The organism is Corallococcus silvisoli (assembly GCF_009909145.1).
Taxonomy (GTDB): Bacteria; Myxococcota; Myxococcia; order Myxococcales; family Myxococcaceae; genus Corallococcus; species Corallococcus silvisoli.
This window is the reverse complement of sequence record NZ_JAAAPJ010000002.1, coordinates 87,508-102,427: the sequence shown is the minus strand read 5'-3', so window position 1 is coordinate 102,427 and position 14,920 is coordinate 87,508. Positions and strand designations below refer to the sequence as shown.

The 14,920-nt window shown below is 71.7% G+C and carries 12 protein-coding genes; 7 read left to right on the top strand and 5 right to left on the bottom strand.

Annotated features, from left to right (window positions below):
- Positions 1-386 precede the first annotated feature (386 nt).
- Positions 387-2,108: a polynucleotide adenylyltransferase PcnB gene (gene pcnB, locus GTY96_RS06185; RefSeq protein WP_143899174.1), complete on the top strand. Its 1,722-nt coding sequence runs from the start codon at positions 387-389 to the stop codon at positions 2,106-2,108.
- Positions 2,109-2,244: 136 nt separating this feature from the next.
- On the opposite strand, the gene GTY96_RS06180 is transcribed toward pcnB, so the two are convergent.
- Positions 2,245-3,450: a DNA polymerase IV gene (locus tag GTY96_RS06180; protein ID WP_143899173.1), complete on the bottom strand. Its 1,206-nt coding sequence runs from the start codon at positions 3,448-3,450 to the stop codon at positions 2,245-2,247.
- Positions 3,451-3,491: 41 nt separating this feature from the next.
- On the opposite strand from GTY96_RS06180, the gene GTY96_RS06175 reads away from it, so the two are divergent.
- Positions 3,492-3,905, top strand: a complete 414-nt coding sequence (locus tag GTY96_RS06175) for a secondary thiamine-phosphate synthase enzyme YjbQ (RefSeq protein WP_161664179.1) — start codon at positions 3,492-3,494, stop codon at positions 3,903-3,905.
- Here GTY96_RS06175 and GTY96_RS06170 read toward each other — a convergent pair.
- Both GTY96_RS06170 and GTY96_RS06165 read right to left on the bottom strand, forming a co-directional pair.
- A complete protein-coding gene (locus GTY96_RS06170) occupies positions 3,902-4,852 on the bottom strand; it encodes an RluA family pseudouridine synthase (protein ID WP_161664178.1) in 951 nt (316 codons plus the stop codon). The two genes, GTY96_RS06175 and GTY96_RS06170, sit on opposite strands and share 4 nt — an antisense overlap.
- Entirely contained in the window at positions 4,849-5,970 is a 1,122-nt protein-coding gene (locus GTY96_RS06165) for a serine/threonine-protein kinase (protein ID WP_161664177.1), read from the bottom strand. Before GTY96_RS06165 ends, GTY96_RS06170 begins: the two co-directional genes overlap by 4 nt.
- 232 nt (positions 5,971-6,202) lie before the next feature.
- On the opposite strand from GTY96_RS06165, the gene GTY96_RS06160 reads away from it, so the two are divergent.
- Positions 6,203-8,158 carry a protein kinase domain-containing protein gene (locus GTY96_RS06160; protein ID WP_161664176.1) on the top strand — a complete coding sequence of 652 codons (1,956 nt, stop codon included), beginning with the start codon at positions 6,203-6,205 and terminating at the stop codon, positions 8,156-8,158.
- A 50-nt stretch (positions 8,159-8,208) separates the two neighbouring features.
- On the opposite strand, the gene GTY96_RS38530 is transcribed toward GTY96_RS06160, so the two are convergent.
- Positions 8,209-10,032: a putative metal-binding motif-containing protein gene (locus GTY96_RS38530; protein WP_143899168.1), complete on the bottom strand. Its 1,824-nt coding sequence runs from the start codon at positions 10,030-10,032 to the stop codon at positions 8,209-8,211.
- Positions 10,029-10,937: a tetratricopeptide repeat protein gene (locus GTY96_RS06150; RefSeq protein WP_235685424.1), complete on the bottom strand. Its 909-nt coding sequence runs from the start codon at positions 10,935-10,937 to the stop codon at positions 10,029-10,031. Before GTY96_RS06150 ends, GTY96_RS38530 begins: the two co-directional genes overlap by 4 nt.
- Before the next feature lie 137 nt (positions 10,938-11,074).
- Here GTY96_RS06150 and uppS point away from each other — a divergent pair, with 137 nt between their 5' ends.
- From uppS to GTY96_RS06130, 4 genes are all read left to right on the top strand, one after another.
- Positions 11,075-11,869 carry a polyprenyl diphosphate synthase gene (gene uppS, locus GTY96_RS06145; RefSeq protein WP_143899167.1) on the top strand — a complete coding sequence of 265 codons (795 nt, stop codon included), beginning with the start codon at positions 11,075-11,077 and terminating at the stop codon, positions 11,867-11,869.
- Positions 11,866-12,696 carry a phosphatidate cytidylyltransferase gene (locus GTY96_RS06140; protein ID WP_143899166.1) on the top strand — a complete coding sequence of 277 codons (831 nt, stop codon included), beginning with the start codon at positions 11,866-11,868 and terminating at the stop codon, positions 12,694-12,696. Before uppS ends, GTY96_RS06140 begins: the two co-directional genes overlap by 4 nt.
- 84 nt (positions 12,697-12,780) lie before the next feature.
- The gene (rseP, locus tag GTY96_RS06135) at positions 12,781-14,412 is read left to right on the top strand and encodes an RIP metalloprotease RseP (protein WP_143899165.1); all 1,632 of its coding nucleotides are present in this window, start codon (positions 12,781-12,783) and stop codon (positions 14,410-14,412) included.
- Positions 14,413-14,422: 10 nt separating this feature from the next.
- Positions 14,423-14,905 carry a septal ring lytic transglycosylase RlpA family protein gene (locus GTY96_RS06130; RefSeq protein WP_143899164.1) on the top strand — a complete coding sequence of 161 codons (483 nt, stop codon included), beginning with the start codon at positions 14,423-14,425 and terminating at the stop codon, positions 14,903-14,905.
- The last annotated feature ends 15 nt before the right edge of the window (positions 14,906-14,920 follow it).

Here is a 14,920-nt window from a genome sequence, read left to right as displayed (position 1 = left end):
CCTGGGGGGCGTCCCGTCGGCCGGGGCCTCTGGATGGCGGGCCCCTGGCCGGCATGTGCGTGGGCGGGGTGTTATCCAATGGAAGCGCCTTCGATGGGCAGCGGGGCGTTTTTCCGGAGCCTGGGACGTTCCAGGCGCCCGGCGGGCGGGCGGGGGCCCTGGCGGACCCCGGATGTCCCTGAAGAATGTCCTTAAGCGCGACCCCCATGGGTGGGAGGATGCGTGCTAGACGGCTGTCCCTTCCGAGGCGAATGACGCGAGACCCGACCCATCCCCCGCCCCCTGGCGGAACGCTGCCAGCCGCGCCCGGAGACGACGCGCGCGGAAAGGCCTCCTTCGAGGCGGCAGCGGCGGAGGGCCCCGGAGCCGCGCACGAGGTTCTTTCCATGTCTTCCCCCCTGGACCTGACGGGCCAGGAGGAGCGCACCGCGACCCCTGCGTCGGCGGACTCCTCCGAGCGCCCCAGCGAACACGAAACCCCTTCCCGGGCCCTCGAGGCCCCTTCCGAGCCCTCCTACTCCGCGGATGCGGGGGACGACGACGGGTTCGACGACGATGACGACACCGAGGACGCTGGCCCGGCCGAGCCCGAGGTGAGCGATGAAATCCAGCGCGCCACCGAAGCCCTGAAGGCCGCCGAGGCCGAGGATGCCCAGGCCGCCGCCGAGGCGGGGGAGGAGGCCGAGGAGCCCGAGGCCGTCATCCTGGAGCCGGAGCCGGAGCCCGCCGCGAACGAGCCGGAGCTGCAGGCGCCCACCACCACGCGCACGGGCGAGCCCGCGGAGATCGACCCGGACGAGATGGATCCGGACGCGCTCAAGGTCGTCCTGCGGCTGCACCAGCACGGGCACCAGGCGTACCTGGTGGGCGGCTGTGTGCGCGACCTGCTCCTGGGGCGCAAGCCAAAGGACTTCGACGTGGCCACCAGCGCCCACCCGGGCGAGGTGCGCGCCATCTTCCGCAACTGCCGCCTCATCGGACGGCGCTTCCGGCTGGCGCACGTCTACTTCAAGGGCGGGAAGATCGTGGAGGTGTCCACCTTCCGCGCCAACCCGACGGAGCTGGAGCCGGCGCCGGGGGCGGACGAGGGGCAGGGCGGCGAAGACCTGCTCATCACCCACGACAACGTCTTCGGCACGGCGCAGCAGGACGCGCGCCGCCGCGACTTCACCATCAACGGCCTGTTCTACGACGCGAGCGAAGGCCGGGTCATCGACTACGTGCGCGGACGGCGCGACCTGGATGAGCGCTTCATCCGGACGATTGGCGACCCGGAGATCCGCATGCGCGAGGACCCGGTGCGCATCCTGCGCGCGGTGCGCTTCGCGGCGAAGCTGGACCTGGACATCGAGTCGCGCACGTACGCGGCGATGGAGGGCGCGGTGGAGGACCTGCCGCGCTGCGCGCCCGCGCGCCTCTTGGAGGAGACCTTCCGCCTCATCCGCGGCGGGGTGTCCGCCCCGGCGCTGAAGCTGCTGGCGGCGCTGGACGCGCTGAAGCTGCTCCTGCCGCCGGTGGACGAGTACCTGCGGGTGCACGGCAAGGAGGGGGAGAAGACCTTCTACGCCTTCGCGCAGGCGCTGGATAAGCGCGTGTCGGCGGGCGAGGTGCTGGACGACGCCATCCTGCTGGCGACGCTGCTGGTGCCCATCAGCCGCGCGCAGCCGCCCGCGGAGGAGTCGCAGGACGAGGGCCGCGCGTCCGTGTCGCGCGTCATCGAGGATCTGCTCGCGGGCTTCGTGGAGGCCGCGAGGCTGCCGCGCCGCATCGCCGAGCGCTGCCGCATGCTGCTCCTGATGCAGCGCACGCTGTCCGGGGAGCGCCGCAAGAAGACGGGCGCCTTCCGCCGCCACCCGCTCTTCAACGAGGCGCTGGCCGTCTTCGCGATGACGGTGGAGGCGACGGGCGAGGGGCGCGAGGCGCTGGACGCGTGGCAGGCCGGAGAGGTGCCGCCGCCGCGCGCCGGGGCCAACGCCGGGGACTCCGAAGGCCCCCGCCGCAAGCGCCGCCGCCGCCGTCGTCGTCGCACCGGCAGTGGGAGCGGCGAGGGCAACGGTTCGGGCGCGGAGCGTCCGGCCTCCTCGGGCTCCGACGCGGGCGAAGGATAGTTCCCACCGGGCCGGAGCGCCTCCGCGCTTCGGCCCGTCGCGCGTCCACCGGAGGCCACGCGCGAGACAAGGAGCTCGGGCCGGATGCGTTCGTCCATCCGCCGCCACGCGAGCCGCGTGACGCCGGTCCCCGCGCCTACCGCTTCGGCTTCTCCACGGGTCGCTCGGAGCGGTGGTGGTCGTCATCCGAGGCCTCCGCCCCGGCGATGTCCGCCATGGTGATGGCCTTGCTTCCGAAGCGCGCGGCGATGCGGTCCATCGCCTCGTTCAGCTTCGATGACTTGGGCGCCGCCGCGGGGAACAACCCCAGCTGCGCTTCGTCCTCGTCCAACTGCACGCTCACGCCCGTGAGCCGCAGCGCCTTGCCCTCGTGCGCGCGCTCCAGCAGCTCCAGCGCCGCCCGGTAGAGCAGCTGACCGTCGTCCGTGGCCTCGCGCAGCGTGGTCCGCCGGGTGATGAGCGTGAAGTCCGCGAACTTCAACTTGAGCTGCACCACGCGGCCCTTCAGGGACGCCCGCCGCAGCCGCCTCGCCACCCGCAGCGCCTGCGCGTGCACGTGCGGCTTCAGCGCCTCCAGCCCCGTCAGGTCCTCCTCGAACGTGTCCTCCGCGCCCACGCTCTTGGCCGCCCGGTCCGGCACCACGTCCCGCGCGTCGATGCCGTGCGACAGCTCCCACAGGTGCTTGCCGCTGCTCGCGCCGAAGCGCTCCTCCAGCCAGGACAGCTCCCGCTCGGCCACGTCCCCGATGCTGTTGAGCCCCGCGCGCTTCATCGCCTCTTCCGTCTTGGGCCCCACCCCCCACAGCCGGGACACCGGCAGCCCCGCCAGGAAGGCCACCGTCTCCTCCGGCCGCACCTCGCGCTGGCCGTTGGGCTTCGCCAGGTCGGAGGCGATCTTCGCCACGAACTTCGCCGTCGCGATGCCCGCGGACGCCGGAAGGTTCAGCTCGTGGGCGATCTCCTTGCGGATCCGCTTCGCGATGTCCGCCGCCGCGCCGAACAGCCCCACCGACGCCGTGACGTCCAGGAACGCCTCGTCCAGGGACAGGGGCTCGATGAGCGGCGTGTACCGCTCGAAGATGGCGAAGACCTGCTCGCTCGCTTCGGCGTAGGCGGAGAAGCGCGGCTTCACGACGATGGCGTGCGGGGCCTGCTTCACCGCCCGGGCCATGGGCATCGCGCTTCTCACCCCGAAGGGGCGCACCTCGTAGGACGCGGCCACCACCACGCCGCGCTGCGCATGCCCGCCGACGATGACCGGCTTGCCCCTCAGGGACGGGTTGTCGCGCTGCTCGACGGACGCATAGAAGGCGTCCATGTCCACGTGGAGGATGGCTCGCATGGCGTGAGTCACTCTAGTGGCCCCCTCTGACAGTGCGAGCCATGAAGACCCTTACCGAATACCTCTGGTTCGAGACACAGGCCCGGCGTGAACTGGTGCGCCTCACCGACACGGTGGCCGCGCTGGTGAAGAAGAGCGGCATCCAGGAGGGCATGGTGCTGGTGTCCGCCATGCACATCACCGCGGGCGTCTTCGTCAACGACGACGAGCCCGGCCTCCACGAGGACATCTGGGAGTGGCTCCAGCACCTGGCGCCCTCCGGCCCCGACTACCGCCACCACCGCTCCGGCGAGGACAACGGCGACGCGCACCTGAAGTCCATGCTCGTCCACCCTCAGGTGCTGATTCCCGTCACCGCCGGCAAGCTGGACCTGGGCCCCTGGCAGCAGGTGTTCTACGCGGAGTTCGACGGCCAGCGCCGCAAGCGCGTCATCGTCAAGGTGATGGGGGCCTAGGCCGCCCCGTCCGCCACCGGCCACGTCAGGCCATGCCGCCCCAGCTCCGCCACCAGCTCCACCGGCAGCGGGCTCTCCACCTTCACGGGCGCCTTCGTCACGGGGTGCGGCACGGTGAGCGAGCGGGCGTGCAGGAAGAACCGCCCCAGCTCCGGCGCCTCGCGGCCGCCATAGAGCGCGTCCCCCACCAGCGGGGCGCCCACGCCGGCCAGGTGCGCTCGCACCTGGTGCAGCACGCCGGTGAGGATGCGCACCTCCACGAGGCTGTAGTCCCCGGCCCTCGACAGGACGCGGAAGTGGGACAGCGCTTCGCGGGCATCCTCGGCGCCGTAGGGGGCGGGCTCCACGCGGTCCGGGTGGCGCGGGTGGTGACGCAGGGGCACCTCCACCTCGCCCTCGTCCGCCAGCGGGCCCGTCACCAGCGCCAGGTAGCGCTTGTCCACCTCGCGGCCGCTGAAGGACTCGCGCACGGCGGTCCACGCCTCCCGCGTGCGGGCCGCCGCGACGACGCCGGACGTCTCCACGTCCAGGCGGTGGCAGAGGCCGCCCTCGCGCGGGTCCTGCGAGGCCTGGGCGCACTCGGGGTAGCGCGCCACCAGGGCGTTGGCCACCGTGCCCGTCTCACCCGGGTGCAGGGGGTGCGAGGGCCGGCCCGCGGGCTTGTCCACGAAGAGCAGCGACGCGTCCTCGTGCAGCACGACGAGCGGGAAGTCCGTGTCCGGCACGGCCTCGCGCGGCGCCTCCTCCACCGTCACCGAGACCTTCTGGCCGGCGGTCACGGTGAGGCCCTTCTTCGCGGGGCGGCCATCCACGCGCACCTGGCCCTCCTCGAAGAGGCGCTTCATGCGCGCGCGGGACAGGCCCAGGGCCTCGCCCACGAACAGGTCCACGCGCTGGCCCGCCTTCGCGGCGTCCACGGTGAGGGTGTGCGTTGTCGCGGTGCTCACTCGGAGAGGGCCTCGTAGACTTCCTCGGCCGTCTGGAACCGGTCGTCCGGCTCCTTGCGGATGAGGCGATGGGCCACCCGCGCCAGCTGCGGGTCGCCATGCAGGTTGAGCGCGAGCAGTGGCGGTGCCTCCGTCTCCAGCACCTGGCGCCACAGCTCGTGCGGCGTTTTCGCGTCGAACGGCGGACGCCCGCTCATCAGCTCGTACAGGATGACGCCCAGGCTGTACAGGTCCGCGCGCCCGTCGAGCGGCTCTCCCAGGATCTGCTCCGGGGCCATGTACCGGTAGGTGCCCACCAGCTTGCCGTCCGCGGTGATGCCCGCGTCGTCCGCGAGGAACTTCGCCAGCCCGAAGTCCATCAGCCGCACCTGACGGTCGTCGTCCACCATGATGTTGGACGGCTTCAAGTCGCGGTGCACCAGCCCGTGGCCGTGGATGTACGCCAGCGCCTCGCACACCTGGAGCATCGCGTCCTTCAGCTTGCCCATGCGCTCCGGACGGTTGAGGTCCGCCATGCGGGGCGCGGCGGGGCGCGACGGGGCCACGGGCTTGCGCGCGGGCTCACGGCGCGGATCCGCCGGCAGGTCGACCGAATCCGAGTCGTCCCCGGCCCCCGCTCCGCTGAAGCTGGCCAGGTCCTCGCTGGGAGCCTCCTCCGCGAACGCATCCAGTCCGAAGGTGCCGTCGTCCTCCAGGACGGCGTCCTCGTCCGAGTCGTCGTCCGGGCTGTCGACGCTGCCGAAGTCGTCGTCCGCGGTGCGGCGGATGGACAGCGGCCCGCGGGACGAAGGCGTGGGCGTGTGCAGGTCGTTGAAGCTCACGTCCAGGTAGTGGCGCAGCGTGAGCCCTTCGATGAGCTCCATGGCCAGGTACGGCTGGCCCGCGTGGACGCCCGCCTCGAAGACCTTCACCACGTTGGGGTGGGCCAGGTCCGCCAGCGTCTCGAATTCGCGCGCGAGCCTCCGGGCCGCGCGGTCGTCCAGCGACGGACCCGTCGACAGGAGCTTCAGCGCGACCTCGTCGTTGCTGCGGCGGTCCAGGGCCCGATAGACGGTCCCGGCCCCGCCACTGCCGAGCGTCTCCAGCACGCGGTAGGGACCAATGGCCTTGGGGGGCATGGGAGCGCGGATCCTACGGAGCACGTCACGTCACGGTCAAACACGCTGAACGGTCCCCGAGCGCCCCTCGCTCCCTGGCTCGGGGGACGTTCACTTTTTCAGGGGGACCGTGGGTGAACTTCATGGTCATGTAAACCTGGAAGTCGCGGCTCGTCCGGACGTCATTCGGGTTCGACGTCGGGCCCCGGGGGCGTTTCACTTTTCCCTCGAACCATGGGAAAGCTCACCAGTCATGCAACTGGGGAAGTACCAGCTGGTGCGGAAGCTCGCCTCCGGGGGCATGGCGGAGGTGTTCCTCGCGAAGGCGGCCGGGCCTCGGGGCTTCGAGAAGACCCTGGTGCTCAAGCGCATCCTGCCCCACCTGGCGGAGGACGAGGCGTTCGTGGAGATGTTCCTGGGCGAGGCGAAGCTGGCCGCCCAGTTGGACCACCCGAACGTGGTGCAGATCTTCGACTTCGGTGAGGCGGACGGCAGCTACTTCCTGGCGATGGAGTACATCGACGGGCCCACGCTGCGCCGGCTCATCAAGCGGTCGGTGGCGCAAGGGGTCCCGCTGCCGTGGGGCGTGTGCGCGAAGATGGTGGCCGCCGCGGCCGAAGGGCTGGCGTTCGCGCACGCACTGAAGGACTCGGAGACGGGGGCCCCGCTGGGGCTGGTCCACCGCGACATCTCTCCGGAGAACGTGCTGGTCTCCCGGCAGGGCGCGGTGAAGGTCGTGGACTTCGGCATCGCGAAGGTGACGGGGCAGGGGCCCCGCACGCAGACGGGCGTGGTGAAGGGCAAGGTGGCGTACATGCCGCCGGAGCAGCTCCAGGCCCGGTCCATGGACGGGCGCGTGGACGTGTACGCGCTGGGGATGGTGCTCTACGAGCTGCTCACCGGCGTGCGCCCCTTCGAGGCGACGACGGATGTGGGGATGATGCAGGCCATCCTCTTCGAACCCTTCGTGCCCGCGGTGGCCCGGAGGTCGGACCTGCCGGAGGCGCTGCAACGCATCCTGGAGCGGGCCCTCGCGAAGGACCGGGACCAGCGGTATCCGGACTGCCGCGCGTTCCAGGCGGACCTGGAGCGCTTCGTGATGTCTCTGGGGGAGCCGGTGGGCGCGTACGAGATCGCCCAGCTGGTGGTGCGGGTGTCCGAGCACGTCCCCGTGGCGCCCACGCCGCCGCTCCCCGTGAGGCAGCCAGGGCGCGGCCCGGAGACCGCGGTGCTGCAGCCCGCGGGCGAGACTCCGGCGGCGCCCGTGGCGATGGAGGCTCCCCTCGAGCCGAGCCAGTCGCGAGCGCTGACCACCCCCGTGTCACCGCGTGAGGGGCACGGCGGACGCGCCGCGCGAAGGTCCGTGGCTGGAGCGGCCCCGCAGGGCGACCAGGGGCCCGTCGCCGCGCCTTCGGCGCCCTCCGAGGGCTCCACGGCTCCACGGCTTCCGCTGTCGTTGCGGCCGACAGTGCCGATGACGCCGGTGGAGGAGCCGCGGGCTTCGTCGGCGCCGACCGTTCCGATGACGCCCTCGGTGTCCGAGCGCGGGCCGCGCTCCAGTCGCCGGGCCCGGCTCGTCGTGGGCGCGGCGTTGGGCCTGCTGGTGTCGGCGGGGGGCTGGCTGCTCCTGGGGCGGGGCGGGAGCGGCGCTCCGGCGCCAGGTGCGCGCGCCGTGGAGGCGATCGGGGCCGACACTTCGGAGGCTCCCTCCAGGCGCGCCGGGCCGCCGGCGCTCGCGGCCCCGCCAGTCCAGCCCCCAGCCGTGGCCATGGCCGTGGTGGACCAGGTCGACGCGGGGATGCCCCCTGGCGCGCAGGTCTCGGGCGAGGGAGACGGGCCCCCATCCGCGACGGAGGCCTCGCTCATGGCTGGGCGCACGGCCCAGCCCGCCGCGGAGTCCCCGGCCGTGCGGGCCGCCTCGGTGGAGGCGGGGACGCGCGAGCGGGGGAGTCCGGCTCCCGCACGACCGGTGGCGGTCCGCCGGGTCGACCGACCCAGGGGACGGGTGGAGTTCCGGATCCGCCCCTACGCGAGCATCTACCTGGATGGGAAGCCGATGGGGCAGACGCCCTTCGCGGCCATCGAGGTCCCGGAAGGGACCCACTGGGTGCGCGTCGTGAACAAGGACCTGGGCAAGGACCTGAGCCAGCGCTTCGAGGTGAAGGCGGGGCAGGACAACATCTTCAAGCTCAACTTGCTGACGGAATGATCGGGAGGGGGCCCTCCGTGGCCGCGTCACCACCTCCCGAGCCGGTTCGGTCAGAAGGACAGGTGCACCACCGTGCCCTTGTCGCCGACCGCCCAGACGTTCGTGGGGGAAGGCCCGTCGATGGAGTACAGCAGGTTCCCGCTTCCACCGTCGAAGTCCAGGCTCCATGCTCCCTCGCTGTAGCGGTAGATGTCCTTCGATGCGGCCACGTACACCACGCTCTTGGAATGGGCGACCACGGAGGTGAACGTGCCCTTGAACGCCCCGCTGCCAGTGATGTTCGGGAGGGGGCGCCAGACGCCATGGTCGCGGGCCAGGATCTGGCCGGTGCTGGTGGTCGCGAAGGCATGGCCTCCATGCAGCACGTGGACGTCCTGGATGATGCCGGTCACGCCCCCATCCGGGTCGAGGGGCTCTTCCTGCCAGCCGCCCGACGCCGGGACATGGCGGAAGGCCCGCGGGAGGTATGACGTCACCCCGCCATCGAATTCGATGGACAGCGGCACCCCGCCCACGGCGACCATCGAGTCCTCGGTTCCGGCGCCTGAGATGGCGCGCAGCTCGCCGACGACCTGATTGATCCGCACCGGGGCCGCCGGCGGCGCCCAGCGCACGACGCTCCCGTCATCCGATACGGCGTAGATCGTGGGTGACTCGCCGTCCACGCCTTCGAAGCCGGTGAGCCCTCGAAGGTTTCCCGTGACGCCCGGAACCTGGGTGATGGTGCAGCCGGTACCGAGCGTCCTCATCGCCAGGGAGCCCGCGGCGCCCGCCAGGAACAGTCGTCCCGTGTGACTGGCCCACAGGGCCTGCCAGGTGCCAGCACAGCTTGTCTGCGCGGCGATCGTGTTGCCCACCACATGGGCCATCCGGCCCCCGTCCCCCACGACCCACGCACGGTCCTGTCCGTAGCCCGCCACCGCATCCCACCGCGCGGTCCCCGCATCGGGCATCTGCCGCCAGCCCGCGTTGCCTGAGCAGAAGGTGTTGTCCACTTGGCCGTCGCAGTCGTTGTCCAACCGGTCGCACACCTCTGGGAGGCCCAAGGCCACGAAGGGGGAGCTCTCATCGCAGTCGCCGGCGGTGAGGCTCGCGCCCGCGATGGGGGGCGAGCAGGCATTGCCCACGAAGGTCCCGCTCTGTCCGTCGCCATCCTCATCCACGAACCAGGCCGGGCCCCGCTCGTAGCTGACGCACTCCGCGTCGAGCTGATCCGCGCGACAGCTCCGGACGCCAGCGCAAGCGGCGCCCTCGACACACGCCGAGCCCACGCCGAACTCCGAATCCTTCGCACCGTCGCAGTTTTCGTCCTTGCCGTCACAGCGGGTCTCCGCCTGGCCTGGATGGACGGTGGGATCCTGATCGTCGCAGTCCGTGCCGCCCTCGGCCGCGGTGACGTAGCCGTCGTTGTCCTGGTCCGTCGCGGACACCACGACGGTCTCACTGCCCACCGCCCCCGGCCTGACCTGGAGCCGCTGGGTCCAATGGCTCACGACTTGGGTCCCACAAGCGCCTTCGTGGGCGGTGGCGAGCAGCTCCAGCGAATCGCCCTGCCTCGGCGAAAGCAGGACGCGAAGCTGGCGCGGAAGCTCCCGGGTCACCCGGGAGGGGCCGGTCAGCTGGAGGGCCCCCAGCGCTTCGTGGGCGGAGTCCCGAAGCAAAAGGTCGATGCAGCCCGGATTGAAGCCACGGGCCTCGATGGCCACCACCACCGCCCTGTCGCAGGTGGCGTCATCCGCCAGCCGCAGGACGTCCTCGCGCGCGCCCAGGTCGCGCCCCCTGCAAAGCCTTTGGAGCCGGACCGCCTCGTCGCCAGGCACCGTGCAGCCCAGGCCCAGCCACACCCCGGCCGCCATCGCGAGCCATGCCTTCATGGCGTCCCTTCCGAAGCCACGCTGCCCTGCCCGAGCACGTACGTGGTGACCGCGCCGGCCGCCGCCGCGATCGCCGCGCCAAAGAGGATGTTCGCGACCAGGGCCTGGGGACGCGCGTCCTCCAGGCTCCTGTTCGCGTCCTGCGTCAGCTCCGCGTCGCGCGCGGCGCGCACGTTGCTTCGGGACTGGAGCCCGAAGTAGCTCCCCACCCCTCCCGCCACCACGCCCGTGCCCAGCAGCACCAGGGCCACGGAGGGGAGCCGGTGGGAAGGTGACCGCCGCGCGTCCGACTTCAGGTCCACGCCGGGTGCCGTTGCCGGCCTGGAGGACTCCGCCGAGGGCGTGAGCACGGAAGGCGCCGCGGCCACCCGCATGGGCGCGTCCTGGGCGCGGGCCTCCTCCTCCGGAGCGGGGGCTGGCGCGCGCGGGGAGGGCGGGACCGGCTCTCCGGGACGCGAGGTCGCCGACCGCGCCAGGGCAGGGCGGGCGCGCTGGAGTTCGCGCCGGACCGCCTCGAAGTCGCCCACCACCTTCGGCGAGACCTTCACCGGCAGCGTCGCCTCGGGGTCCAGCGACAGCCCCTCCCGGAACGACGCCAGGGCCTTCTCTCTCCGGCCCAGGTCCGCCTGCAGCAGCCCTTCATAGACAGCCGACGCGCTCCGCTCGCCCTCCGAGCGCGCCAGGCGCTTCGCCCGGGTCACCGCCGACAGCGCTTGTTCATACTCCAGAGCGTCGTAGAGCCGGGCGACCTCCGCCATCGCATCCTGGAAGGCGCGGGACGACTCCGGGGCCGCCGAAGTCCTGGGCTCCCCCGCCTGCCCTGCGGCCGGGCCCGCTCCGACGAGGCACAGGCTCAGCACCCCGGCCAGCAGCTGGGAGGAGGGAAGGGCATGAGGAGTTTTCATGGAAGCCCACTTTAGCCGCTCTCTTCCCCCCACTGAACCATTCAGCCCCGCCAGATGACCACTCGCCGCAGGAGAGGGACCGAGCGGCCACGCGCCCGTGGACGCGACGCGACGCCGCCGCTAGGGTGCGCGGCTTCATGGATCGCCCCACCGTGTTGCCCACCGCTCTCGAGGTCCAGGTCAAGGCCCGGCCACTCCCGCGCCACGTGGGCATCATCATGGACGGCAACGGTCGCTGGGCGGAGCTTCGCGGCCAGCCTCGCCTGGAGGGGCACCGCGAGGGCAGCGTGAGCGTCCGGGAGGTCACCCGGGCCGCCCGCCGGGTGGGAGTCCAGGCGCTCACCCTCTACGCCTTCTCCTCCCAGAACTGGGCCCGTCCCCCGGAAGAGGTCGCCGGGCTGATGGAGCTGCTGCGCGAGTACCTGGAGTCCGAGCGCGCCGAGATCCTCGACAACGGCATCCGCCTCAACGCCATTGGCGAGGTGGACAAGCTGCCCCGCTACGTGCGCGAGCCCCTGGAGCGCCTGCGGGCCGACTCCGCCCACAACACCGGGATGGTCCTCACCCTGGCGCTCTCCTACGGCGGCCGCGAGGAGCTGCTGCGCGCGGCGCGCGACCTGGCCGAGGCCGCCGCCCGCGGCGAGCTGGACCCCGCGCGCCTGGAGGCGCATGACCTGGAGTCGCGGCTGTGGACCGCCGGGCTGCCGCCGGTGGACCTCATCGTGCGCACCAGCGGCGAGCTTCGGATCTCCAACTTCCTGCTCTGGCAACTGGCGTACGCCGAGCTGTGCTTCACCGACGCCCTGTGGCCTGACTTCCGCACCGAAGAGTTCCTGCGCTGCCTGTCGCAGTACCAGGGCCGCGAGCGGCGCTTCGGGCTGACGTCCGCCCAGGTCAACCGGGACGACACCCCCCAGCGGGCCAAGGCGTGAACGAGAAGAACAAGAACCTCCTCATCCGGGCCGTCACTGGCGTCACCCTGCTGCCGCTGGTGCTCCTGCTGCTGTTCCTGGGCGGGTGGTACAGCGCCGTGCTCCTGGGCGCCGCCGCGGCCGTCTGCACCGGCGAGTACTACCTCATCACCCAGAAGCGGCTGGGCGCCGCCGCCTGGGTGGGAATGGCCGCCGCCTTCCTCATGCCGCTGCTCCCCCTGCGGGACGCCGCGCGCACCGGCGAGACGGCCTTCTGGGTGACGTCCGTCTTCTTCTTCTTCGCGTGGATCTACAACCTGTTCCGGGGCGCGCTCGCGGAGGCCCCCGTCCGCGCCGCCCACCTCGTCACGGGCTTCCTCTACGGCGCCATCGGCCTCACCGCGCTGTCCGCGCTGCGGCTGCTGCCCGGCGAGGGCCTCGCGTGGGTCATCTGCGCGCTGACCATCACCTGGGCCAACGACACGCTCGCCTACTTCGCGGGGCGCTTCCTCGGGAAGCACAAGCTCTACCCCGCGGTCAGCCCCAACAAGACGTGGGAGGGCTTCTTCGGCGGCATGGTCGGCTCGGTGCTGGGCATGTTCATCGCCAAGGTGGGCTTCTTCCCCATCTTCACCGTGTGGGACTGTGTGCTGCTGGGGATCGCCGGCGGCCTGCTGGGACCCGTGGGCGACCTGTGCGAGTCCATGCTCAAGCGCGCCTACGGGGTGAAGGACTCCGGAAAACTCATCCCCGGACATGGCGGCGTGCTCGACCGCATCGACGCGCTGGTGTTCAACGCGCCGCTGGTGTTCGTCTATGTGCAGTTCGTGAGGCACTTGCTGCCGTAAGTGCCCGATTTCGCGCCTGCCCGCCCGCCGCGCGACCTGCGTTGCGCGTTGTCGGTATCAGGGGGCGCGATTACTCTTCCGGCCATGCTCCAGAACCTCGGGTACTTCATCCTCTTGCTGGGCGTGCTCGTGACGGTGCACGAGCTTGGCCACTTCCTCGTGGCCAAGGCCTGCGGGGTGAAGGTCCTCAAGTTCTCCATCGGGTTCGGGCCGAAGCTCATCGGCTTCACCAAGGGTGAGACGGAGTATCAGGTGGCGCTGCTGCCCCTGGGCGGCTTCGTGAAGATGGCCGGCGACCTGCCCCACGAGGAGCTGTCGCCGGAGGAGGCGTCGCGGGGCTTCCTGGCGCAGCCGCCCTGGAAGCGCGGCCTCATCGTGCTGGCGGGCCCGGCCTTCAACCTGCTGTTCCCCATCCTCGTCTACTTCTTCGTCTTCCTGGGCCCCCAGCAGACGCTGTCCACGCGCGTGGGCATGGTGTCGCCGGACATGGCCGCCGCCGCCGCGGGCATCCGCCCCGGAGACCGCATCCTCTCCGTGGAGGGCGAGCCCGTCCGCACCTTCGACGACATGCGCGACGCGTTCGTCGGCAAGTTCGACCGGCCGGTGCCCATCACCCTGGAGCGCGAGGGCCAGCAGCGCGTGGTGGAGGTGACGCCGGAGAAGAGCTCGGAGACGTCCCCGGTGGACACCGTCGAGCGCGGAATGATTGGCGTGAGCCCCTATCCGCAGCCGCCGGTGGTGGGGGTGCCCGAGGACTCCGCCGCCGCGGCCGCGGGGCTCAAGACCTTCGACCGCGTGCTCGCCGTCAACGGCGTGCACGTCCAGGACGAGGCCGCCCTCTACCGTGAGGTGGCCAAGGTGCCGGAAGGCACCCCCATGGCGCTGACGGTCGCGCGCCTCCAGCCCGTGTCGGTGGGCGCCGTCACCGGCCGGATGCCGGAGGTGGTGAAGGTGTCCCTGCCGCGCCAGTCCGGAGAGGGCGCGGCGGCGCTGGGCGCGGAGGCGGTGGACCTGTACGTGGCGAGCGTGGCCCCCGGCAGCGTGGCGGAAGGCGCGGGCCTCGTTCCGGGCGACCGCATCGTGGCCATCAACGGCATGCCGCTGAAGTCCTTCAACAAGCTGGCGACGGTGCTCAATGGCCTGCAGGCCCAGCCCTTCACGCTCACGTGGCGCGGCGAGAAGGGCGAGCGCACGGAGAAGCTGGCGCAGGCCCCGCTCAAGACGCGCGATGACTACGGTCAGACCAGCGCCCCGCTGGTGTTCGGCGTGCGCCCCTGGGGCTTCAGCACCGCGGACCTGCCGCCGGTGGAGAAGGTGACCATCGACCTGGGCCCCGTGGCGGCGTTCAAGGAAGCCGCGCTCATCGTCCCGAAGATCGTCGGGCAGATGGTCCAGGTGCTGGGCGGGCTGGTGGTGGGCAAGGTGTCGCCCAGCACGATTGGCGGCCCCATCATGATGTACCAGCTGGCCGCGAAGAGCGCCGAGCAGGGCATGGACAGCTTCCTCAACCTGATGGCCATCATCTCCATCAACCTGGGGGTGATGAACCTGCTGCCCATCCCGGTGCTGGACGGCTTCCACCTGCTGTCCGCGGCGTGGGAGGGCATCCGCCGCCGCCCCATCCCCGTGCGCGTGCGCGAGGTGGCGAACATGGTGGGCCTGGCGCTGCTCATCCTGCTGATGCTGCTGGCCGTGACCAACGACGTGACCCGCTAGCGAGGTGGTGATGCGAGGACGGACCGCGCTCGTGCTCCTGGGGATGGGACTGCTCGCTGGCTGCGCGTCGCGCGCGGCGAAGCCCCAGCCGCCGGAGACCTCCCCAGGCGGTGATGACGGCACGAAGGTGACGCGCCGGGAGAAGATGCCGCGCAACTACCTGGGGGAAGGACTCGCGTCCTTCTACGGCCCCGGCCTCCATGGCCGGCCCACCGCCAGCGGGGAGCGGTTCAACCAGAACGCGCTCACCGCCGCGCACCGCACGGAGCGCTTCGGCGCCTGCGTGAAGGTGCTGAACATGGAGAACGGCCGCCACGTGGAGGTGCGCGTCAATGACCGCGGCCCCTTCGTGGATGGCCGCGTCATCGACGTGTCGAAGGCCGCGGCGAAGGCGCTGGGCATGCTGGACACGGGGCTGGCGCGCGTGCGGCTGTACCGGTGCGCCACGCACGTGTCGCAGCTGCCGGTGGATTTCTGGGTGGCTCCGGCCTGAGCCGGGGCCCCTGAC